This is a genomic window from Mesorhizobium sp. WSM4306, from assembly GCF_007003975.1.
In the GTDB taxonomy this organism is placed as follows: domain Bacteria; phylum Pseudomonadota; class Alphaproteobacteria; order Rhizobiales; family Rhizobiaceae; genus Mesorhizobium.
Window position 1 is genome coordinate 89358 of the sequence record NZ_VFTC01000016.1, and the last position, 22889, is coordinate 112246.

Annotated in this window: 22 protein-coding genes; 8 read left to right on the plus strand and 14 right to left on the minus strand. The window is 63.0% G+C overall.

The window, feature by feature from the left end:
* From FJV77_RS19380 to FJV77_RS19395, 4 genes are all read right to left on the minus strand, one after another.
* A complete protein-coding gene (locus FJV77_RS19380) occupies window positions 1-2547 on the minus strand; it encodes a ligase-associated DNA damage response DEXH box helicase (RefSeq protein ID WP_185970380.1) in 2547 nt (848 codons plus the stop codon).
* Window positions 2548-2756: 209 nt separating this feature from the next.
* Window positions 2757-3617 (minus strand): NlpC/P60 family protein, encoded by an 861-nt coding sequence (locus tag FJV77_RS19385; protein ID WP_142868370.1) that lies wholly within the window; start codon window positions 3615-3617, stop codon window positions 2757-2759.
* Between the two features lie 26 nt (window positions 3618-3643).
* Window positions 3644-3994, minus strand: coding sequence for a MarR family winged helix-turn-helix transcriptional regulator (locus FJV77_RS19390; protein ID WP_142868371.1), 351 nt, complete (start codon window positions 3992-3994; stop codon window positions 3644-3646).
* Window positions 3995-4064: 70 nt separating this feature from the next.
* Window positions 4065-5426: a M17 family metallopeptidase gene (locus FJV77_RS19395; protein WP_142868372.1), complete on the minus strand. Its 1362-nt coding sequence runs from the start codon at window positions 5424-5426 to the stop codon at window positions 4065-4067.
* A gap of 240 nt (window positions 5427-5666) precedes the next feature.
* Between FJV77_RS19395 and FJV77_RS19400 the strand changes: the two genes are divergently transcribed.
* A complete protein-coding gene (locus FJV77_RS19400) occupies window positions 5667-6488 on the plus strand; it encodes a tetratricopeptide repeat protein (protein WP_142868424.1) in 822 nt (273 codons plus the stop codon).
* A 108-nt stretch (window positions 6489-6596) separates the two neighbouring features.
* On the opposite strand, the gene FJV77_RS19405 is transcribed toward FJV77_RS19400, so the two are convergent.
* From FJV77_RS19405 to FJV77_RS19445, 9 genes are all read right to left on the minus strand, one after another.
* On the minus strand, window positions 6597-7613 hold the full coding sequence (locus FJV77_RS19405) for a type II secretion system F family protein (protein ID WP_142868373.1): 1017 nt from the start codon (window positions 7611-7613) through the stop codon (window positions 6597-6599).
* Window positions 7614-7653: 40 nt separating this feature from the next.
* Window positions 7654-8667 carry a type II secretion system F family protein gene (locus FJV77_RS19410; RefSeq protein WP_142868374.1) on the minus strand — a complete coding sequence of 338 codons (1014 nt, stop codon included), beginning with the start codon at window positions 8665-8667 and terminating at the stop codon, window positions 7654-7656.
* A 29-nt stretch (window positions 8668-8696) separates the two neighbouring features.
* A complete protein-coding gene (locus FJV77_RS19415; RefSeq protein ID WP_142868375.1) occupies window positions 8697-10208 on the minus strand; it encodes a CpaF family protein in 1512 nt (503 codons plus the stop codon).
* 29 nt (window positions 10209-10237) lie between these two features.
* Window positions 10238-11527: a CpaE family protein gene (locus FJV77_RS19420; protein WP_246691313.1), complete on the minus strand. Its 1290-nt coding sequence runs from the start codon at window positions 11525-11527 to the stop codon at window positions 10238-10240.
* Window positions 11528-11581: 54 nt separating this feature from the next.
* A complete protein-coding gene (locus FJV77_RS19425; protein WP_142868377.1) occupies window positions 11582-12319 on the minus strand; it encodes a CpaD family pilus assembly protein in 738 nt (245 codons plus the stop codon).
* Window positions 12320-12332: 13 nt separating this feature from the next.
* On the minus strand, window positions 12333-13877 hold the full coding sequence (locus tag FJV77_RS19430) for a type II and III secretion system protein family protein (protein ID WP_142868378.1): 1545 nt from the start codon (window positions 13875-13877) through the stop codon (window positions 12333-12335).
* The gene (gene cpaB, locus FJV77_RS19435) at window positions 13874-14689 is read right to left on the minus strand and encodes a Flp pilus assembly protein CpaB (protein ID WP_142868379.1); all 816 of its coding nucleotides are present in this window, start codon (window positions 14687-14689) and stop codon (window positions 13874-13876) included. Before cpaB ends, FJV77_RS19430 begins: the two co-directional genes overlap by 4 nt.
* A 214-nt stretch (window positions 14690-14903) precedes the next feature.
* Complete coding sequence (locus FJV77_RS19440) at window positions 14904-15422, minus strand: prepilin peptidase (RefSeq protein ID WP_142868380.1); 519 nt, start codon at window positions 15420-15422, stop codon at window positions 14904-14906.
* Between the two features lie 192 nt (window positions 15423-15614).
* Window positions 15615-15794, minus strand: coding sequence for a Flp family type IVb pilin (locus FJV77_RS19445; protein WP_142868381.1), 180 nt, complete (start codon window positions 15792-15794; stop codon window positions 15615-15617).
* A gap of 363 nt (window positions 15795-16157) precedes the next feature.
* On the opposite strand from FJV77_RS19445, the gene FJV77_RS19450 reads away from it, so the two are divergent.
* The 3 genes from FJV77_RS19450 to FJV77_RS19460 all read left to right on the plus strand — a co-directional run bounded on the left by FJV77_RS19450 (window position 16158) and on the right by FJV77_RS19460 (window position 17984).
* On the plus strand, window positions 16158-16580 hold the full coding sequence (locus tag FJV77_RS19450) for a pilus assembly protein N-terminal domain-containing protein (RefSeq protein ID WP_142868382.1): 423 nt from the start codon (window positions 16158-16160) through the stop codon (window positions 16578-16580).
* Between the two features lie 155 nt (window positions 16581-16735).
* Window positions 16736-17326, plus strand: a complete 591-nt coding sequence (locus tag FJV77_RS19455) for a TadE/TadG family type IV pilus assembly protein (protein ID WP_142868383.1) — start codon at window positions 16736-16738, stop codon at window positions 17324-17326.
* Window positions 17327-17363: 37 nt separating this feature from the next.
* Window positions 17364-17984, plus strand: coding sequence for a TadE/TadG family type IV pilus assembly protein (locus FJV77_RS19460; protein WP_142868384.1), 621 nt, complete (start codon window positions 17364-17366; stop codon window positions 17982-17984).
* A gap of 10 nt (window positions 17985-17994) precedes the next feature.
* Here FJV77_RS19460 and FJV77_RS19465 read toward each other — a convergent pair whose 3' ends face one another.
* On the minus strand, window positions 17995-18897 hold the full coding sequence (locus tag FJV77_RS19465; RefSeq protein ID WP_142868385.1) for a PhnD/SsuA/transferrin family substrate-binding protein: 903 nt from the start codon (window positions 18895-18897) through the stop codon (window positions 17995-17997).
* Window positions 18898-19116: 219 nt separating this feature from the next.
* Here FJV77_RS19465 and FJV77_RS19470 point away from each other — a divergent pair, with 219 nt between their 5' ends.
* The 4 genes from FJV77_RS19470 (at window position 19117) to rpsT (ending at window position 22687) form a co-directional block, all read left to right on the plus strand.
* Window positions 19117-20358 carry a phosphopentomutase gene (locus FJV77_RS19470; protein WP_142868425.1) on the plus strand — a complete coding sequence of 414 codons (1242 nt, stop codon included), beginning with the start codon at window positions 19117-19119 and terminating at the stop codon, window positions 20356-20358.
* Entirely contained in the window at window positions 20351-21241 is an 891-nt protein-coding gene (mutM, locus tag FJV77_RS19475; protein WP_142868386.1) for a bifunctional DNA-formamidopyrimidine glycosylase/DNA-(apurinic or apyrimidinic site) lyase, read from the plus strand. Before FJV77_RS19470 ends, mutM begins: the two co-directional genes overlap by 8 nt.
* Window positions 21242-21407: 166 nt before the next feature.
* Window positions 21408-22181, plus strand: a complete 774-nt coding sequence (locus tag FJV77_RS19480) for an enoyl-CoA hydratase (protein WP_142868387.1) — start codon at window positions 21408-21410, stop codon at window positions 22179-22181.
* Window positions 22182-22420: 239 nt separating this feature from the next.
* Window positions 22421-22687, plus strand: a complete 267-nt coding sequence (rpsT, locus tag FJV77_RS19485) for a 30S ribosomal protein S20 (RefSeq protein ID WP_142868388.1) — start codon at window positions 22421-22423, stop codon at window positions 22685-22687.
* Window positions 22688-22889 lie beyond the last annotated feature (202 nt).

Genomic DNA, 22889 nt, shown 5'->3' on the forward strand with positions numbered 1-22889 from the left:
TCAAGTCAGACCCTCTTGGTCCGGTTTCGCCCTTGGCCCCATGGCCTCTTCGACCAGATCGGCGGCCTCCATGAGCAGGGACTCGTTGGCGCCGCCATTGACCGATTCCCTGCCGATCTCCAGCATGACCGGCAGAGCCAGCGGCGAAATCTGGTCGAGATGCTTATGCATGATTCGACCACGCACACGCGAGAGCATCTCGGCAAGTCTGCTGACATCGAGCAATCCGGCCGAGGCATCGGTGCGGGTTGCCTGCAGCAGGATATGGTCGGGTTCGTGGCTGCGCAACACATCGTAAATGAGGTCGGCCGAGACCGTCACCTGACGGCCGCTCTTCTCCTGCCCGGGAAAACGCTTCTCGATCAGGCCAGCAATGACGGCGCAGGTGCGGAAGGTGCGCTTCAGCATCCAGCTGTCGTTGAGCCAGGCCTCGAGATCGTCGCCCAGCATGTCCTCGTCGAACAGTTGACCAAGCGAGGGCTTCTTCGCCTTGAACAAGGCCGCCATGTCGTCGAGCGCCCAGACGGCAAGCGAATAGTCGGTGGCGACGAAGCCGAGCGGACGGGCGTTGGCGCGCTCCAGCCGGCGCGTCAAAAGCATGCCGAGCGTCTGGTGCGCAAGCCTGCCTTCGAAGGGATAGGCGACCATGTAATGGCGGTTGCCGCGTGGAAAGGTCTCGACCAGAAGGTCGCCGCGCTTGGGCAGCACCGACTTTTCCTTCTGCAGCCTGAGCCAGTCGGCGACCTGCTCGGGCAGCGCCTGCCAGCGGTCGCTGTCGGCCAGCATGCCGCGCACCTGCTCGGCCAGATAGGTCGACAGCGGAAACTTGCCGCCGGCATAGGAGGGCACGATGATGTTGGCGCCGGCGCCGTTCGAGACGACGCATTCGTTCTCGCGGATGCCCTCGAAATGCAGCACCTTGCCGGCGAACAGGAAATTGTCGCCGGGGCGCAGCGTCTCGGCGAAATATTCCTCGATCTTGCCCAGCACCGGTCCGCCGCGCCCGACCATGCCGCGGCCCTGCCTGACATAGCGGACGTTGAGCTCCGGCATTTCGACGATGGTGCCGACATTCAGCCGGTATTGCTGGGCAACGCGCGGATTGGAGACGCGCCACAGCCCGTCCCTGGTCTGGCGGATGCGGGCGTAGCGCTCATAGTTCTTCAGGGCATAACCGCCGGTGGCGACGAAGTCGACAACACGGTCGAAAGTCCGGCGCTCCAGCCCCGCATAGGGCGCAGCGCTGCGCACCTCTTCGAACAGTTGGTCAGCGTCGAAAGGCGCGCCGCAGGCGACACCCAGCACATGCTGCGACAGCACATCGAGCGCGCCATTGATCAGCGGTGGCGTGTCCTGCGCGCCGAGATAATTGGCGTCGAGTGCCGCCCGGCATTCCAGCACTTCGAAGCGGTTCGCCGGGATGAGGATCGCCTTCGACGGCTCGTCCATGCGGTGGTTGGCGCGGCCGATGCGCTGCGCCAGCCGGCTGGCGCCCTTGGGCGCGCCGACATGGACGACCAGGTCGACATCGCCCCAGTCGATGCCGAGGTCGAGCGTCGAGGTGGCGACGATGGCGCGCAGCGCGTTGTCTGCCATCGCCTTCTCGACGCGGCGGCGCTGGCCGACGTCGAGCGAGCCATGATGCAGCGCGATCGGCAGCGAGTCCTCATTCGCCCGCCACAGTTCCTGGAACAGCATCTCGGCCTGGCTGCGGGTGTTGACGAAGAGCAGCGTCATGCGGTGCTTCTGGATCGCCTCATAAATCTCGGGAATGGCATAGCGCGCCGAGTGTCCCGACCACGGCACGCGCTCGCGCGAGTCGAGGATGGAGATATCGGGCCTGGCGCCGCCGGAGACGGTGATTAGCCCGGCCATCTCGCCGGCTGGATTCTGCCCGACCAGCCAGCGCCGCAACTCATCGGGCTCGGCCACGGTTGCCGACAGGCCGATCGTCTGCAGGCCGGGCACGTAAGCGCGCAGCCGCGCCAGGCCGAGCGCCAAAAGGTGGCCGCGTTTCGAAATCACCAGCGAATGCAGTTCGTCGAGCACGACATAGCGCAGATCCTCGAAGAAGCGCCTGGCATCGGGCGCCGCGATCAAGAGCGCCAATTGCTCGGGCGTGGTCAGCAATATGTCGGGAGGCGCCAGCTTCTGGCGCTGGCGCTTGTGCGAGGGCGTGTCGCCAGTGCGCGTCTCGATGGTGACGGGCAGGCCGATCTCTTCCACCGGCTTGCCGAGATTGCGCTCGATATCGACCGCCAGCGCCTTGAGCGGCGAGATATAGAGCGTGTGAATGCCGCCATGCGCCTGGCCGGGTTTGCGTCGGGGACGGTTGGCCAGTTCGGTCAGCGACGGCATGAAGCCGGCCAGCGTCTTGCCGGCCCCGGTCGGCGCGATCAGCAGCACGGATTGTCCGGCCTGGGCTCTCGCCAAAAGTTCGATCTGATGGGCGCGCGGCGACCAGCCCTTCTCGCCGAACCATCTGACGAACGGTTCGGGCAAGGCGACACTGGCATTCTGTTCGGCAAGGCGCGGCTGCTCGGTCACGCGAAAGAGGTAGCGCGAGCGCGCGCGAACGCCAAGCGAAATCGGAACAAAAGGTGATCGGGGAGAGCGCTCCTCGCCCCGTTTACGGGGAGAGGATGCCGGCAGGCAGGTGAGGGGCAGCGCTAACGTGTGAGGTTGTCGACGTCAGCGCCGCCCCTCATCCGCCCTTCGGGCACCTTCTCCCCGTGAACGGGGCGAAGGAAGGGAGGCTACAGCCTTCGAAACCCCGTCGGCCCGCCATACAGATACCCAATCCGGTCGATCGCGTCCTTCAGTCCTTCGCGCGATACCAGCATGGTGTGGCCGTTGGCGTGGATCATATCGCGGGCGTCGGTCATGATGGCGACGTGGCCCTTCCAGAACACCAGGTCGCCGCGCTTCAGCCCGGCGAAATCCGGACCCGGATCGAGCGGCTCGCCGAGGCCTGCCGCCTGCATGTCGGAATCGCGCAGGACATTGCGGCCGGCCATGCGCATGGCCAGTTGGACAAGGCCCGAACAGTCGATGCCGAAGCCCGACGTGCCGCCCCAGAGATAGGGCGTGCCGAGAAACATCTCGGCCACCGAGACGTAGTCGGCGGCGACATCGCCGAGCGGTCGCAGATGGCCGGCGATCAGCGCCTCGCCGGAGGGCAGCAGCGCATAGTGGGTGCCGCGCGTTTCGGCAGCGCTCGTCACCGTCACTGTCGAGCCCATCGACAGCTGGCCGGCGATCGGAAAGCGCAGGTCGGCGCCGGGATACAGGAAGGTGCGCGGCGCAGACACAATATGGGTGGGCGCATGCGCGCGAGCACCCAGCATCGTGGCACCGACATAGCCGACATAGCCGTCGCGTTCAGCCTGGACCCAGGCCCAGCCCTCGGCTTCCTCGAAGACAAGCACATCGTCACCAAACAGCACCTGCGTGTTGACGCCGGCATCCGGGCGCGGCGCCTTGCGGATATCGGCCACGGAGGCCGCGATGCGCGCCGGACGGCCGGTGACGAAGCGATCGGCCGATACCTCGCCTTTCAGCCTGGCATCGGCGAGGTCGGAACGGAAGGCGTGAAGGCGGGCATCCCTGGCAGTCAAATCAGCAATCCAGCTATTGGGTATGGTCAGATGGGCAGCTCATGCGCCCGGGCAACGATACCATCGCCGAAGCGCTCGACAAAGAGCGCGCCTTCGACCGTGCGCCGGATCAGCACGTTGCGCTTGTCGAGCTCGTCGCGATGGCGCGACACCAGCTTCAGCGCGCCCATCGTATCCAGCGCGCGGGTGATGACCGGCTTGGTGACGTTGAGCCGGGCTGCCAGGCCGCGCACTGTATGCGGCGGGGGATCAAGATAGATGGTGAACAGGATCGCCGTCTGGCGCATGGTGAGATCGGGCGCGTTATCGCGCACCTGCGACAGCATCACCTGCTGCCACAGTCGCATCGCCTGGCTCGGACGCATCGAAATCGACATCGCCCGAGCATGACGGCAAATTGTTTCGGTTCCGTTTCAGTCTGGAGGCCGTGCGCTATGCCTCATGACCTCAGGCATAGCGCCTCGAAATGATCCGCTCCAGCGCACGGATGCCTTGCGCCTCGCCGCCCGCAGGGCCGTAGGGGCGGTCGGACGGGTTCCAGGCAAAGATGTCGAAATGCGCCCAGCCCGGCGTCCGCTCGACAAAGCGTTTCAGGAACAGCGCCGCGGTAACCGAACCGGCAAAGCCGTCGGTGGTGACATTGTTGATGTCGGCGATCTTCGAGGCCAGCCTGGCATCGTAGGGCCGCCACAGCGGCATGCGCCACAACGGATCCTCGACGGCAACGGAGGCCGCCACCAATTCGGACGCCAGCGCTTCGTCGCCGGTGTAGAAAGGCGGCAGGTCGGGACCGAGCGCGACGCGCGCGGCCCCGGTCAGCGTCGCCATGTCGATCAACAGTTCAGGCTCCTCATCATCGGCCAGCGCCAGTGCATCCGCCAACACCAGCCGCCCTTCTGCGTCGGTGTTGCCGATCTCGACGGTGGTCCCCTTGCGGCTGGTCAGCACATCGCCAGGCCGGAAAGCATTGCCGGCAATCGAGTTCTCAACCGCCGGGATCAGGACGCGCAGCCGGACCTTCAGCCCGGCGGCCATGATCATCGAGGCGAGGCCCAGCACATTGGCGGCGCCGCCCATATCCTTCTTCATCAACAGCATGCCCGACGACGGTTTGATGTCGAGACCGCCTGTGTCGAAACAGACGCCCTTGCCGACCAGCGTCACCTTCGGCGCATCGGCCCGTCCCCAAATCATGTCGATCAGGCGCGGCGCCCCGACAGAGGCGCGGCCGACCGCATGAATCATCGGAAAATTCTGCTTGAGCAGATCGTCGCCCTTGATCACCGACACCTCGGCCTTGTGTGTCGCCGCCAAGGCCCGCACGGCCTTTTCCAACTCGTCCGGTCCCATGTCACTGGTCGGCGTATTGACGAGATCGCGCGTCAGGAAGACGCCGTCGGCGATGCGGCGGACACGGCCCGCATCGGCGCCGGCCGGCAGCGCAAAGCGCAATACCTTGCCTGGCTTCTTGCCGTATCGGGTGAAGACATAGCCGCCGAGAACCAGGGCTATGGCCGAGAGTTCCGGCTCGGCATGCGCCGAGGCAAGGTGCCAGTCGCCTTCCGGCAGGGCCCTCGCCAGCGCACCGATGGCCAGCGCGCCCTCGCCTTCGCCGATGCCGAAAAGGGCGCCGGCAAGCGCGCCGTTTTCGCCGGGCACGGCGAGTGTCCTGCCGGCTTCGCCGGAAAAGCCGTTGGCGGCCGCCCAGGTGATCGTGGAAGGCGAAAGCCCCAAGGCCTCCAGGCCATCCCTCGCGACCAGATGGACGGGCAAGGCAGTGTCTAGTGTCTCGACGAGTTCGACGGGCATTCGATGGTCTCCGCGCAGGCTTGCAAGTCGTCCCCAGTCACCTGACAGGGACGTCGAATGATTTCAACATCTATGCACAGAGGCCAGGCATAGGAAAATGCAAGCCAATGGCTTCCGGCGGGCCGCGTACCGATCTCAACGGGCCGCTTTTTAACTATCCGTTAGGGTTAACAGAATATTTCTGGGGGAATGAAGACGGCCACGCAATGGCCGCGCGCAGGAATGGAGAGCCCCGTGCCGATGCCGACCAACCGCAGGATGAACGTCACGGGCAAACGGTTGGTCACCACGGCGTTGCTGATGGCGCTCGCGGCCGGTGTTGCCGGGTGCGGAACCAGCAAGCTCACGACCGGCTCGATCGGGCGCACCAGCGGCAAACCGCTGGAAACCATGTCGGCCAACGAGTTGCACAGCGCGACCACGCGGCTTGGCGAATCCTACGCGAAGAATCCCAACGACAAGCGGCTGGCGACAAATTTTGCGGCGGCGTTGCAGATGGACGGCGATGCCGACCAGTCGCTTGCCGTGATGCGCAAGCTCGCGATCGCCTACCCCAAGGATCGCGACGTGCTCGCCGCTTATGGCAAGGCCCTCGCCGCCAACGGCCAGTTCGAGTCCGCGCTCGACGCCGTGCGCCGGGCGCAGACGCCGGAATATCCGGACTGGCGGCTGATGTCGGCGGAGGCCGCCATCCTCGACCAGATCGGCCAGAAGGATGAAGCGCGCCAGGATTATCGCAAGGCGCTGGACCTCAAGCCAAACGAGCCCTCGATCCTTTCCAATCTCGGCATGTCCTATGTGCTGGAAGGCGATCTGCGCACCGCCGAGACCTATATGCGCTCGGCCGCCCAGCAACCGAACGCCGACAGCCGGGTGCGCCAGAACCTGGCGCTGGTCGTGGGTCTTCAGGGCCGTTTCGACGAGGCCGAGAAGATCGCCTCGCAGGAGCTTTCGCCCGAACAGGCGCAAGCCAATGTGGCCTACCTTCGCCAGATGCTTGCCCAGCAGAACGCCTGGAGCCAGCTCAAGGATCAGGACAAGGGCAAGCCGGCGACCAACTGAGCGCCGAATACACCTCCGCGCAGCGCAAAATCCATCCACATCAAAGCTGAAAATCCAAGAGCCGTATTGCATCAGCAACGCGGCTCTTTCGTATGGCTGCAACGAAGCCTACTGGCTCGAGGAATTGTGCTGGTCGCCGAAGATGCCGCGCTGGCTAACCTGCATGCCGGCCGGTCCAAGAATGATGGCGAACAACACCGGCAGGAAAAACAGGATCATCGGCACGGTGAGCTTCGGCGGCAGGGCGGCGGCCTTCTTCTCGGCGGCATTCATGCGCATGTCGCGACTTTCCGAGGCCAGCACGCGTAATGCGTGCGCCACGGGCGTGCCGTAGCGCTCGGCCTGGACCAGCGCCTGGGACACCGACTTCACCGATTCCAGGCCGGTACGAGCCGCGAGGTTTTCATAAGCCTGCTTGCGCTCCTGCAGATAAGAGAGTTCGGCATTGGTCAGCACGAACTCCTCCGCCAACGCCACCGACTGCGAGCCGATCTCATCGGCGACCCTGCGCATTGCAGCCTCTACCGACATGCCCGACTCGACGCAGATCAGCATCAGGTCGAGCGCATCCGGCCACGCCTGCTGGATCGACTGCTTGCGCTTGGCGGCACGGTTGTTGACGTAAAGGATCGGCGCGTAGAAACCGGCATAGGCGACAAGGATGCAGACGAACAGCTTCACGAAAGCCGGCCGGTCCGGCAGCCCGCCGAGCACGAACAGATAGATCGCCGCCAGCGCGAAACCGACAAAGGGCAGGACCAGGCGGAAAAACAGGAAGCGCGTCAGCGGGTTCTGGCCACGAAAGCCCGCCACTTTGAGCTTCTGCAACGTGCCTTCATCGGCCAGCGCACGCCGAAGGTCCAGCCTGTCGACGATGTTGCGCATGCCGACAGACTGTTCCTCGCGCAGCCCCTTGCTGCGGCGATTGGCTTCGTTGGCCAGCCGCGCGCGCTGCTTGGCACGCAGTTCGTCACGCTCCAGCGCGACCGATTTCATGCGCGCCTTGAGCTGATTGCCGCCCAGGGCCGGCAGCAGCGTGAAGACGGTCGCGAACACCGCGATGCCGACCAGCAATGCGATCAGGAAGGCGGGATCGGTCAGCGATTTGACGACTTGGTCGGTCATTCGTTTTCAGTCTTTTCGTTCGAGCTTTCCGAAGTCGGGCCTAAACCTCAAAGTTCATCATCTTGCGCATCACGAGAATGCCGATAGACATCCAGACGCCGGAACAGCCGAGGATCAGATTGCCGGTGCTGGTGGTGAACAACGGCATGATGTAATTCGGGCTCGACAGGTAGACGAGAAGGGCGACGACAAAAGGCAGCGCGCCGATGATGACGGCCGAGGCCTTCGCTTCCATCGACAGCGCCTGGACCTTGGCCTTCATTTTCTTGCGATCGCGAAGCACGCGCGAAAGGTTGCCCAGCGCCTCGGAGAGATTGCCGCCGGCCTGCGACTGGATCTGGATGACGATGCCAAAGAAGCTTGCCTCGCTGCACGGCATGGTTTCGGCCATGCGCAAAGTGGCATCGGGGATGGACATGCCAACCTGCTGTGAATCGACAATGCGGCGGAACTCGGTCTTGACCGGCTCCGGCGATTCATTGGCGATCAGGCGAATGGCATCGTTGAGCGGCAGGCCGGACTTGACGGCGCGTACGATGATGTCGAGGGCGTTGGGAAACTCGTTGAGGAACGCCTTGACCCGGCGCGCGCGGCGAAACGAGACGAACCAGCGTGGCAGGCCGAACGCGCCGGCCAGCAGGGCGCCTGGCAAGACCAGCATCGGCGCCCCGGCGAAATAGGCAAGCGCCGTCAGCGCGATGCCGCAAAAGACGGAGTAGAGATAGAAACGCTCTATCGGGACCTGCATGCCGGCCTGACGAATCTGGGCCTTCAGCGGCGGCTTCTTGACAACGCGTTCGTTGGTCTTCTGCTTTTCATCGAGCTGTTTCAGCGAATCCTGAACGGATTTACGCCGCTTGACCGCCTCAGCGACACGGTCGCGCGAAGCCTTGACGACCGAACGATCGGTCTCGGCGGCCTTGATCGTCTCGAGCCGCTTGCCGGCCTGCTTCTCGTTGTTCATCCGGGTGAACAGAAACGCATAGGCGACCGCGCCGGCGCTGAAGCCGGCGAGCACGATGAACGCCAGTACGGTGGTGTCAATTCCGAACATCAACCTTGGTCCCCACGCCTCCAGATGCGTCAGTCAGCGCGTTTCTCCATCGATTCCAGCGCATTGGCGAGGCGCTGTTCCTCGCCATAGTAGCGGGCGCGATCCCAAAAATGCGGACGGCCGATGCCGGTCGAGACATGCTCGCCAAGCAGCCTTCCGTTCGAGTCCTCGCCCTTGATGTTGTAGAGCACGACATCCTGCGTGATGATAACGTCGCCTTCCATGCCGATCACCTCGGTGATGTGGGTGATGCGGCGCGACCCGTCGCGAAGGCGTGCTGCCTGGATGATGACATCGATGGAGCCGACGACGATTTCGCGCACGGTCTTCTGCGGCAGTGAATAGCCGCCCATGGCTATCATCGATTCGATACGATTCAGACATTCGCGCGGGCTGTTGGAGTGGATCGTTCCCATCGAACCGTCATGGCCGGTGTTCATCGCCTGCAGCAGGTCGAAAACCTCCGGTCCGCGCACTTCGCCGACGATGATGCGTTCGGGCCGCATGCGCAGGCAGTTCTTGACCAGGTCGCGCATGGTCACCTCGCCTTCGCCCTCGAGGTTGGGTGGGCGGGTTTCGAGACGCACCACATGCGGCTGCTGTAGTTGCAGCTCGGCCGAGTCCTCGCAGGTGATGACGCGTTCCTCGCGGTCGATATAGTTGGTCAGGCAGTTGAGCAGCGTCGTCTTGCCGGAGCCGGTGCCGCCGGAGATGACGATGTTGCAGCGGACACGGCCGATGATCTTGAGGATTTCGGCGCCCTGCGGCGAGATGGCGCCGAACTTGACCAGCTGATCGAGCGTCAGCTTGTCTTTCTTGAACTTGCGGATGGTGAGCGCTGTGCCGTCGATGGACAGCGGCGGGGCGATGACGTTGACGCGGGAACCGTCGGGTAGGCGGGCGTCGCAGATCGGGCTCGATTCGTCGACGCGGCGGCCAACCTGGCTGACGATGCGCTGGCAGATGTTGAGCAGTTGCTGATTGTCGCGGAAGCGGATGCCGGTCTGTTCGACCTTGCCGTTGACTTCGATGTAGACGTTCTTGGAGCCGTTGACCATGATGTCGGCGATATCGTCGCGGGCAAGCAACGGCTCCAGCGGGCCGTAGCCCAGCACGTCGTTGCAGATGTCTTCGAGCAGCTCTTCCTGCTCGGCAATCGACATTGCGAAATTCTTGATGGCGATGATGTCGTTGACGATATCGCGGATTTCCTCGCGCGCGCTCTCGGGATCGAGCTTGGCGAGCTGCGAGAGGTCGATGGTGTCGATAAGCGCGGAGAAGACCTGACTCTTTGTGTCGTAGTAGGTCTCGCTGCGTTCGCGCTGGACCTTTCTTGCCGGCTCCGCCGCCATCGGCGGCGCCTCAACAGCACGGCGAGCGGGCGGCATTGCCGGCGCAGCAGACGACGACGCTGCGGCGGGCCGGGAAAGAACGGCCGTGTCCGCAGGCTTTGCAGCCGCCGGCGCCGCGGGTGGCGGTGCTGGCTGACGGAATTCCGGGGTGGACCGGCTGCCGTCGTCGGAGCCTCTTTTACCAAACATGATCGACTACCAATTCCGCTTGAGAAGCGTCATTTCTTGTTACGCGAGAGCTTGCCGAGCAGGCCGCCAAGGCCTGCCTTTTTCTTGGCCTTGATTTCGCTGCGACCGGTCAGCACATGCGCGATTTCATTGATCATCCCGACGACCGGGCTCTTGGCATCCATCTCGCCCAGCATGCGGCCGTTGTTGGCGGCGTTTCCAAACAGCAACGGGTCGAAGGCGATCACCGACATCGGCGTAATGCCGAGCGGCTCGGCGAAGTCGGAAGCTGATATTTCGGGTCGTTTCGGCACCCCGGCCTGATTGATGATGAGCTTCGGCGGCGCATCGTTCGGGCGAAGCCGCGTCAGCATATCGACCATATTCTTGGTGTTGCGCAGATTGGCCAGTTCCGGTGTCGCCGTGATGACGATCTCGTCGGCCTTCATCAGTGTGTTCTTGGTCCAGCCGGTCCAGACATGGGGGACGTCGAGCACCAGCAGCGGCACGCTGCGCTGCGCGGTGTCGATGACTTGAGTGAAGGCCTCGGGATCAAAGTCGTAGACCCGCTCCAGAGTGGAGGGGGCAGCAAGCAACGACAGATGCTCGGCGCACTGGGCAAGCAACCGGTCGAGATAGACCTCGTCGACGCGTTCGGGCGAAAACACGGCCTCGGCTATGCCTTGCGCGGGGTCCTGGTCGAAATTTATGTTGGCTGTCCCGAAAGCCAGGTCGAGATCGGCGACGACCACTTCCGACTTGAACAGCGACGACATCGCCCACGCCACATTGTGGGCAATGGTCGAGGAGCCGACGCCGCCCTTGGCGCCGATGAAGGCAATCGAGCGGCCGATCGGCTCGGCTTCCGGATCGACGAAGATCGACGACACCACGGAGACGACATCGGCCATCGACACCGGCGCGATGACATATTCGGAAATACCGAAGCGGATGAGTTCGCGGTAAAGCCCGACATCGTTGTAGTGGCCGATCACCACGACTTTCGAGGAGGGATCGCAATATTCGGAAAGCTGGGCAAGCTGCTCCAGCAATTGCTTCGGTTCGCTGCGCGATTCCAGCAGGATCAGGTTCGGCGTCGGAGCCGACTGGTAGAATTCGATCGCCGTGGCGATGCCGCCCATATGCACTTTCAGATGCGCCTTCGCCATGCGGCGATCCTCGCCGGCCCGCTCCACCGGATGCGCGACACCTTCGGTCTCGCAAAATGCCTGGATCGAAATACGCGGGACCGGCCGCAGCGCCTGCATCGCGGCAATATCTGAATCTGATTGCGAGCTGTCGCCGCCGTCTACGGGCGCGTCGTAGGCAAGATTGCTCATCGTCATGCTCTTTCCGTGACTTCTCTTTCCGGTCTCTACGCGGGACTGGCGCTCCTAGTACGTCACTTCCGAATTGCCGAGGAACTCGTCCGAAATACCCCTACCGCGATAGACGTCGATCACTGCCCCGCGGTTCTCGGCGTCGATATCGGTCGACTTTCTTGGCCCCAGCAGATCCGCCGGATTGGCGAGCTGCGCGGCGAGGTTGTTCTGAGACGAGCAGCCGTAATCGGCGTAGTGCTTGTTTTCCGACGTCTCGAACAAGTCCTCTGGCCAGCGCCCGCATTTGTCGGTCTGGGCTCTCACCGAAATAAAGGAGACGCGGATAGGCGCCGAGGCCTCCGGGGAAACCGACTGATAGGAGGTAACGACGATCCGGTTTCGTTTGATGCCGCTGGCAACCGCCAGCCTGGCGAAATCGCGCGCCGCGGCAGTCGCTGCCACCTCGTTGGCCGAGCCGATCGGGGTTGCGATCGTCAGCGTCGGGGCAGCGCTCTTGTCGTAGCTGTCGAGGAAGCCGAGAAGCGTGTCGCGCTGCGAGCCGGTCATGCCGCGATCACCGGCGCCGACCGGAAGGTCGATCTTCTGGTTCTTCTCGGCTATCACGATCGGATGCGTGGTGCGATAATCATCGGGGATTGCCCCAACCGTGATGCTGTCGCGCTTGGCGCAACCGGCGAGCGAGGCCGCGATCGCGATCGCCAGGATCGGTATTGCCGATCGGCGGATCCGGGCACCACCGGACCGCACTGTTACGGCGACCGCCATTGCCTTCGATGCTGACTGAGACATGTCCGCTCCCCGCTTACTTGTAGATGAAGCCGACAACGCCGTGGTAGCGGCCGTTGGGCTTGTCGGTCTGCATGGTGCCGTAGACGCGGTTGACGCGGCCAAGGAACATGGCCGGGCCATCGCCGGCGGCATTGAAATTGTCGTCCGGCTTGGCCAGGTCGTTGCGCGCCACCGGCCGCGCCAGATAGGGGGTGATGATGATCACCAGTTCGCTTTCGTTGCGGACGAAATCGCGGCTGCGGAACAGCGTGCCGAGCACCGGGATCTTGGCCAGGCCGGGCAGACCCGAGACCGCCTGGCGGACGTCGTCGCGAACCAGGCCGGCGATCATCATCGAGCCGCCTGACGGCAATTCGACGGTGGTGTCGGCAAGCCTCTTGCGGATCGACAGGAGCGTCGTGCCGGGCAAGTTGGCGGCGCCCTCCAGGGTGGTCGCACCTTCCATGGTCGGCTCCGACACGGAGGTCCTGACCTTGAGGCTGATCCGGCCCGCCGACAGCACAACGGGCTGGAACTCGAGGCCTATGCCGTATTCGAGCTTTTCGTTGGTGTAGGTTACCTGACCGGTCTGGTTGTCGGTCGAAACGTTGCTCGTACGTGCGGTGATAAGATTGAATTCGCCGCCGGCCCTGAACGTTGCCTTCTCGCCTGAAACCGCCGTGAGGGTCGGTTCGGCAAGCGTCTTCATGACGCCGCTTTGCTCCATGGCGTTGATGTAGGCTTGAAGGCCATTGCCTTTCCCGTCACCCAGCAGATTCAACCCCGAATTCTGCGAAATCGGTTTGCCCAGCCCGTAGTTGGCCGAACTCAGCGCACCGTAGGAAATGCCGTCAATGCTGCCGTTGCCGACCATATTGACGCCGAGCTGCTTCATCACCGAGCGGCTGACTTCGGCCACGGTCACCTTCAGCGTCACCTGGTCGTCGCCGATGATCTGCAGCAGGTTGACGATCTTCGAGACCCGGCGCTCGGCATCCGGATTGTTGATGTCGACGCCGCCATTGGCATTGCCACCGGCCGCGGTCTGCGAATACTGGCCGGTCGTCGCTTCACCGCCTGACACGAAGATGGTTGCCAGATCGACGGCGCGCTTGGCATCGAGCGGCGTATCCACGGTGCCGGTCAGGACGACGTTGTCGTTCAGCAACTCGACCTTGATGTCGGCCGTCGGCAGAAAGCGCTTGAGATAGTCGTCCAACCCAGCGACGTCGCGTTCGACGGCCAGATCCAGGCTGACGATCTGCTCGCCATTGGGACCGAAGACGAAGATGTTGGTTTCGCCCACTGCCTTGCCGAACAGATAGATGCGCCTTGCCGTGCGCGTCACCGCATCGGCGACCGCCGGGTTGGCGACAAGGATGTCGTAGGCGTCGCTTGGCAGGTCGATGACCACCGATTTGTTGAGGCCGAGCTTGACGCGTTGCGTGGCAGTCGAAGCCGTGACCCCGGCCCTCTTGCCGGCGGCCTTGGCCTCGAGGAGGCCACTTGCATTGGCTCCGAGGAAAAGCAGGCCGATTGCCGCAGCCATGGTGACCGGCAGTTTAGCGATTAACCTCATTTCCTTGCCCCTACTTCGGAAACTTCGCCCGATTTGATCAACCGCACCGTTCCGCGCCGCCCATTGCCGGAAACGAGGTAGTCGGCCTCATCCGTATGTTTTTCCTTGTTGTCGGTGATCGAGCGCAGTGCCAGCGTCAGGCGATCGGCCATCTGCTGGGCGACAGTGATGATCTCGGCCTGCTGCGGCGTCAGCTCCAGCGTCGCCGTCTGTCCGACCCTGGTCTTCTTGCCTTCCTCATCCTCCTGGATGGTCTGGTCGATCGCCAGGACGCGGATGTTCTTGAGGATGGTTTCTGTAGTGAATCCGCTGCCGGCGTTGCCGGTGTCGGATCTGCGGGTCATGATGACGTCGACGAAATCGTTGGGCAGGATAAAGCCGCCTGCCGACGTATCGGCCGAGATCGCGGTGGCGACGGCCCGCATGCCGGTGGGCAGGATCGACGACATGAAGCTCTGCCCCTCGCCGATCAGCTTGGAGCGCCGCAACGGCTCGCCGGTGTACATTGCGACGCGGGCAACAGAGCCTTTCAGCTTCTCCAGCGCGTCGGGTTCGACGGCACGGGTGATGAAATTCGCGTTGATCCCTTCGGCCGGCCAGGACTCCCAGCTGATGTTGTTCTCAAGCGGACTGCCCATGGCGACGTCGCCGGAAAGCACGAGCACATCCTGCAAGGCGATTGCAGGCGCCTGAGGCGAGTCGACAACGACCTGCTGGGGCGGCGAGACCGCCACCATGTTCTTGGCAACGTAACCTGCACCACCCGCCGCAGCCACCGCTACGCCCAGAATGATCAGTCGGGATGCTGGCATCTGTCCGAACCCTCGCCTTTAGGCAAACCACCTAGCCAGGCCGGACTGTGCAGCGGCAATCGTCAAAACAAGGTTAATTTAATGCTTACGATCGTGATTAATTTAAGGTTTACATAAATTAGACGCATCCAACGCTGCGACAAACAAAAAGGCGGCCAAGCCGCGGCCAAGCCGCCTCTCATCGACGCCGGAGCGGCAAACGAGGTTCGCTTTATCAGGTCGCCAGTTGTGCCAGTGCCCACACCATCAAAGGTGAATCCGGATAGGTCACGAGCCCGCCAATGCCGAGTGCAATGCCGTAGGGAACGCCAGTCGTGTCGTCGGCGAAATGGCGCAGGAACGGATTGTGGCCGGTGTAAGTCGCCAGCGGCGATTTCCGATAGACGAGGATGACGAGCGTCAGCAGGCCACCGATGAATGTCGAGATCACGAGATACTCGACAAGGTGGCTGTTGCACCCCATCCAGACGGCGGTACCGGCGAGCAGCTTGGCGTCGCCGCCGCCCATGCCGCCAAGCGCAAACAAACCGAACGTCACGGCCAGCACCAGGGCGCCGGCAGCGAAATGCCAGCCATAGGTTGCCCAGTCCATGCCCGTCAACGGCGCAACCAGGGCAAACACCGCCAGCAGCAACACCGGTACGCGGTTGGCGATCGTCATCGACAGCATGTCGGAGATCGCGGCAAAGAGCATACAAAAGGGAAAGACGACGAAGATCAGGGCTTCAAGCATCGGCGCGGCGCCTTGGTCAGATTGTGTCGGACTTCAGCCTAGACAGGTTCGATTAACGATTGATGAGGCAGCGATCTCAAATTTACTGGTGTCGCCTGCGAATTGCGGATTCAGATCCCGCGCATCGCACAAATGAAACAAGGGCCGCAAAGAGCGGCCCTTGTTCCCAAACAATCGCTGATCCGTAATGTATTACGGAGCCACGCCGGTCGAGACGGCAGTGGCGATGTCGTTGAACTTCACGCCCAGGGCGTTGCCGAGCGAACCAGCACCGACCATGATGGCAAGCGCGATGAGAGCAGCGATCAGACCGTATTCGATAGCGGTCGCGCCGGACTCGTCCTTCACGAAACGTGCGATGAGATTAGACATTCGAGAGCTCCTACTCCACGTGTTACAGCACTTCCGTCAACTTCTGTGGTGGTTGATCGGATGCTGCCAATCTAGGGAGAAGCTCTTTCAATCGGCTTAATAAACAGCCTTACCGATTCCTTTCGCGCCTCGAACACCTTGCGTGGTTAACCGTAAACTAAACGCCGGACAGCGGCTCGCCTGCCGGTGAAAAGGCCATGAAAGCTAGGACTTCGCGGCTATCGGAAGGACGCTCTTTATATTAGCTAGATATTGGCTAGCGGCAAAATGCGTTCAGATATCCCAAGCCCAGTCATCGGCTTAACCGTTGGTTCACCAATCTCGTTCATGTTCCGTTGAACAAGTTTGCCGTGGAGCGCCTCGATGACCGCCATGAAATCGTCATTCCTGCTTGCCGCGCTCCTCTGTGTCCCGGCGTTTGTGCTGCCGGCCTGGGCCGGAGCCGGCATCGAAGTCACGATGAACCAGGCCAAGATCGTCAAATTGACACGCCCAGCCGACACCATCGTCATCGGCAATCCGGCGATTGCCGACGCCTCCGTCCAGGATGCATCGACCATCGTGCTGACGGGCAAGGGGTTCGGCGTCACCAATCTGGTTGTGCTCGATCAGGATGGCAGCCCAATCGTCGACGAGCAGGTAACCGTAGTGCGCCAGGACGCATCGTCGGTGCGTATCTACAGGCGCGCTTCGGTACAGACCATGTCCTGCACGCCCTATTGCGAGAGCTCGTTCAAGAGCGAGTCGGAGAAGACCTCCGAAGCCGAAATGAGCGCGGGGCAGTAAGCGCCTGGGCTGCTCGCTGTTTCCCCGAAACGCCGCTTCGGTTAGTGGCGGGTTAATGCGTTCCCGCCGAATTTAGCGGTCATCCAAACCGGACCTCAATGGGTTCTCGCTAAATGTGGCTGCTGGCACCGCATCAGGATCGGCAGGAACGGAACATGGGCGAGGATTCAACACCCGAGATAGGCAAGGCAACAGCAGGACCGGCGAAGCTCGGCCGCCGCTTCCTTGGCGATCGTCGCGGCAGCACGGCGATGGAATTCGCCATGCTGGCGATCCCGTTTGCACTTCTCGTCTTCGCCATCCTCGAGAGCTGCATTTCATTTGCCGGACAGGAGGTGATGGCCAACATCACCGACGACGTCGCCCGCCAGGTCCGCACCGGCCAATTGAAGCCGGCCGACCTGACCGGAACCAAGCTCCGGGACCTCATCTGCACCAGACTGGAGATCATGGTCGCCAAGACCTGTCCGGGACTGCTGGTGGATCTGCGCGAGTATCCGACCTTTGCCGATGCCGCCACGGCTGGCTTCAAGATCGTCGATGGCGAGATCGTGCTGACGCAAGGCACGAACTCGATGAGCTTCGCCGTGACGCCGGGCCTGGCGGAAACGAAGAACATGCTGCGGGTTTTCTACAAATGGCCGGTCATGACCGATTTCATGGCCAAATCGATGGCCAATCTAAAAGACGGCAACACGCTGCATTTCGCATCGGTGACCTGGCAGAACGAACCGTTCGACGACTGAGAACGCAGCGTTATTTTGGCTTAAAAGGGAAACAAGTATGTATCGTGCGGGGGCACATCAGGGATTTTCGGGTACCTGGGCAAGAGCGATGCGGTTCTGCTCGGATCGCCGCGGCGTCGCCGCTATCGAGTTCGCCTTCATCGTGCCCGTGCTGCTGATCATGTATTTCGTGACCATGGAGGCCTCGCAGGCCATCGAGACCAGCAAAAAGGTCAGCCGCATCGGCTCCATGGTTGCGGATCTGATCACACAGCAGCAGACAATCGTGGCCGCCGACATCGATGCGATCATGAAGATCGGCACCTCGACCCTGCAGCCCTACCACCGCTCAACGCCGACGATCATCGTCACGGCGATACAGGTCACGACCGAGACGCCGCCGAAGGTGAAGGTCGTATGGTCGCGCAAGCTGGTCGAGGGCACCTATACCGTCGACGCCGCCAAGGACACCATCACGACAGTCCCCCCCTCGCTCAAGATCGCTGACACTTTCCTCATCCGCGTCGAAAGCCAGCTCGCCTACAAGCCCATCGTCACCTGGTCGGCCGACAGCGAAAAGCGACTTGGGCTGACCTCGGCCTTCGACAAGATAACGATGGGCGAGACCTATTACCTCAGGCCGCGCCGGAGCACGACGATCCCCTGCAGCAACTGCTGAAGCGCCGGATCTACTGGCCGCTGCTGTCCGACAGCAGGCGCACGATTGCTGTTGCCATCGCATAGTCGCCGGCGGCGGCTGATATGAAGCCGCCGGAATGTTTCGATTCCACGAGATCGTAGACTTCCGGCGACTGCGATCGGAGATTGGTAAGGAAGACGGTCAGCCGGCGCTTGGCTTCAGGGTCGAGATCGCTGCGGACGGCGTGGGGACCGTATCGCAGCGCAGCGGAGGTCCAGATGATCTGGAGCGCGGCTTTTGGAATCCCCGCCGCCTCAAGCCGCGCCGCCGTGCCGTCCGGGTCAGTCGGCTGATCGCCAGCAATCGCCGCCCGGTTTCCCTCCGCGGCCCGCTCCCAGCCGAACACGGCATCGGCCTTGCCATCGACCAGCATCGCTTCGGCAGCGGCGGCCGAGCCGGCATGAGTGAGGAATGGCGCATCCTGGCTGATCTTGATGCCATCGGCGGCCAGCCCGGCGAGCGGCAGAAGAGAACCGCCCACATTGTCGGAAGGCGCCATGGCGATGCGGTGCGTTTGCATCGCCGCGAGATCAGGAAGCCTGCCGTCGCGCGTCAACAGCACGGAGCGGATGCCGGTGGCGCCGTCGGCATCGACCGGCGCCACTAGAGGTTCGACACAGCCGCAGCGCTCCGAGGCGGTAGCGTAGGCGGTTGCCGAATAGACCGCATACTGAATCCTGGCATTGGCCTGTGCATCGATCAGCGCGGCATAGTCATGCGCGACGACGAATTCCACCTTCATGCCGAGCGCCTTGCCGTAGGCGTCTGTCAGCAGGGCCAGACCCGGAACCGTGTTGCCTGCGCCCGGCTCGGCAACGATGCCGATCCGAAACGTCCCGATCTGGTCGCGCCAGTCGGCGTGCGCGGCGTGCGGCAAGGCCAGCAACGCCATGGTTGCCGCCAATGCCCTCCAACCCGGCCCTATAGCGAGATCCGCCCGTCTCATCGTTCCATGCCCCGTATCGCCGTTCCTCGTAGCGCGTCGCATGCGTACAGCGCGCCTGCCCACCATCACGACCATTGCGCCAGGCCGTTGCCACCCGGTTTCCGATTTGCCAATGCCGCGACGGGACCTTATGTCTGGTCACCCAGACTGGCAATGACGGCACCTATGGCGCGCGCCTTCCTCTTCGTTCTCGATTCCTTCGGCATTGGCGGCGCCGCCGATGCCGAACGCTATGGCGACGCCGGCTCGAACACATTCGGACATATCGCCCAGGCCTGCGCGGAAGGCCGCGCCGATCGCGAAGGCCTGCGCAAGGGACCGCTTCTGGTGCCCAACATGGTTTCACTCGGTCTAGCCCGCGCCGCGCACACTGCGAGCGGCTTCCGGTTCGACAGCAAGGCCGACGCCGTTTCGGCCTCCGCCTTCCACGGCGCCGCGCAGGAGACTTCGAGCGGCAAGGATACGCCGTCGGGCCACTGGGAAATCGCCGGCTTGCCGGTGCGCTTCGACTGGGGCTATTTCCCCGATACTGTCCCCGCCTTCCCTGCCGAACTGACCGAAGCGATGATCCGCGAGGGCAACGTGCCGGGCATTCTCGGCAACTGCCATGCGCCGGGTACGGAGATCATCGAGCGCTTCGGCGAGGAGCATATCCGCACCGGCAAGCCGATCTGCTATACCTCGGTCGATTCCGTCCTGCAGATAGCAGCGCACGAGGTTCATTTCGGCCTGGAGCGGCTCTACGAGTTCTGCAAGACGGTGCGCCGGCTGGTCGATCCGTTGAAAATCGGACGGGTGATCGCCCGGCCTTTCCTTGGCGAAACATCGGCCACTTTCGAGCGCACCTACAACCGGCATGACTACGCCGTGCCGCCGCCCGAGCCGACGCTGCTCGACCGCTTGACCGGGCGCGGCAGCCGGGTGATCGCGGTCGGCAAGATCGGCGACATCTTCGCCCACCGCGGCATCTCGGAAGTGCGCAAGGCGCCCGGCAACATGGCAATGTTCGACAAGGCGCTGGGCGCGATGGACGATGCCGGCGACGGCGACCTGGTGTTCGCCAATTTCGTCGACTTCGACACCGAGTTCGGTCACCGCCGCGACGTTGCCGGCTATGCGGCGGCGCTCGAAGCCTTCGACCGCCGGCTGCCCGAGGCGCTCGCGAAACTGAAGCAGGGCGATCTGCTGGTCCTCACCGCCGACCACGGCAACGACCCGACATGGCGCGGCACCGACCACACGCGTGAACGCATTCCGGTCATCGGCACCGCGCCGGGTCTCACGGGCGGCGACATCGGGCTCAGGACGACCTTCGCCGATATCGGTGAAACCGTGGCCGAACACCTCGCGCTCGGGCAACGCCGACACGGTACCTCCTTCCATGCGACGATAGGCGGCCATGCCTGAACTGCCCGAGGTCGAAACGGTCCGGCGTGGCCTGCAGCCGGTTCTGGAAGGCGCGCGCATCGTGCGCGTCGAGGCACGCCGGCCAGATCTCAGATTTCCGTTTCCGGCGAAATTTGCGCAGCGGCTGACCGGCAAGACCATCATCGCGCTTGGCCGCCGCGCCAAATATCTGACCATGCATCTGGACGGCGGTCCGGTTCTGATCTGCCATCTCGGCATGTCGGGCTCGTTCCGTATCGAAACCGCTGATGACAGCGGGACGCCAGGCAAGTTCCATCACGAGCGCTCGAAGGATGCCAAGCACGACCATGTCGTGTTCCACCTCGTGTCGCGAGCCGGCGTCCAATCTCGCGTGGTCTTCAACGACCCGCGCCGCTTCGGCTTCATGCTGTTTGCCGAAGGGCTGGCCGACGCGCATCCGATGCTGGCGGGACTGGGCGTTGAGCCTACCGGCAACGCGCTGGACGGCGCCCTGCTCGCCTTGCTGCTGAAGGGCCGCAGATCGCCGTTGAAGGCGGCGCTGCTCGACCAGAAGCTGATCGCCGGGCTCGGCAACATTTATGTGTCGGAGGCGCTGTGGCGCGCCGGCCTGTCGCCATTGCGCGAGGCAGGCACCATCGCCGGGACCGGCAAGAAGGCCAAGGAACAGAGCGAACGACTGGCCGAGGCAATCCGTTCGGTCATCGCCGATGCGATCGCCGCCGGCGGGTCGTCGCTGCGCGACTATGTGCACACAGACGGGTCGCTGGGCTATTTCCAGCATTCCTTCGCGGTCTACGATCGCGAGGGTGAGCCCTGCCCGACGCCCGGCTGCCGCGGCCATATAGGGCGCGTCGTGCAAAGCGGCCGCTCGACCTTCTATTGCCGGACCTGTCAGCGGTGAGCTGGAGCGGCTCACCGTTTCACGGAAACGGCGACCCGTTCCAGCTATTGTTTTGACGCAATTCCCAAGGGAAAGCGCTGCGTGCTTTTCCCGGGAAAACCGCTCACACTTTTCCTGGAATTGCTCTAGACCGATCCCTTCAATGGCGGAACGAGGAGGCCAGCCCATGAGTTATGAAACCATCATCGTGGAGACGCGCGGCAAGGTCGGCCTGATCACGCTGAACCGGCCCAAGGCGCTCAACGCGCTGAATGCCCAGGTGCTGGCGGACATATTGGTGGCGGCAAAGGGGTTCGATGCCGATCCGGGCATCGGCGCCATGGTCATCACCGGTTCCGAGAAGGCCTTTGCAGCGGGCGCCGACATCAAGGAAATGCAGACCGTCGCCTACGCCGACGCCTATGTGCAGGATCTTTTCGTCGGCTGGGAGGAATTCACACGCACGCGCAAGCCGATGATCGCGGCGGTCGCCGGCTATGCGCTGGGCGGCGGCTGTGAACTGGCGATGATGTGCGATTTCATCATTGCCGCCGACACCGCAAAATTCGGCCAGCCCGAAATAACGCTTGGCGTCATTCCCGGCATGGGCGGATCGCAACGGCTCACCCGCTTCGTCGGCAAGTCGAAGGCGATGGACATGTGCCTGACCGGACGGATGATGGATGCCGCGGAGGCCGAGCGGAGCGGCCTGGCGTCGCGCGTCGTGCCGGCTGCGGAACTGGTCGACGAAGCGCTGAAGGCCGCAGCCAGGATATCAGAATTTTCGCTGCCCTCGGTGATGATGGCCAAGGAGGCCGTCAACCGCGCTTACGAGACGACGCTGGCCGAGGGGTTACGCTTCGAACGCCGGCTGTTTCACTCGCTGTTTGCGCTCGACGACCAGAAGGAAGGCATGGCGGCCTTTGCCGAGAAACGGAAGCCGAATTTCACCAACCGCTAGCGTCAACGCGTTAGAGCATGATGCCGGGACAAACGGTTTCCGTTCGTCCGAGAAAAACCGCTTCACGCTTTTCGGCATCAGGCTCTGGCGGCGGGGGCCAAAAAGAAGCCAAAGCGGCGTTGACGTGCCGGGAAAGCTGAACTATAAGCCGCTCCAACCGAGGCGGCCGTTGGCTGCCCGTTTGTTTTTTGCGCCCTGCGGCATCCCGCATGCGCTCACCAGATCAGAAGAGAGGCACCATGGCCAATACCTCCTCGGCCAAAAAGGCAACGCGCAAGATCGCCCGCCGCGCAGCGATCAACAAGAACCGCCGCTCGCGCGTGCGCACCTATGTCCGCCAGGTCGAAGAGGCACTGGCTGCCGGCGACAAGGCAGCCGCGCTGGAAGCCTTCAAGGCCGCAGAGCCGGAATTGATGCGCGCCGCAACCAAGGGCGTGATTCACAAGAATACGGCATCGCGCAAGGTGTCGCGTCTGGCTCACCGCCTCAAGGTACTGTCGGCCTGATCGACTGTTCCTAAACTGTCGTTCTTTGAAACCCGGCCGATCGCGCCGGGTTTTTTCGTTTGCCGGCAAGCACTTAAAAAGAACGCCCGCAAAGCACACTCGGCCTGCATTCCAGAGTTCGGAATGCTTTGCCGGCACATACACTCCCACTGATATTCCAATCCGCCGAAAAGGCCCGCGCCAATAAATTTGGCTGTCACAA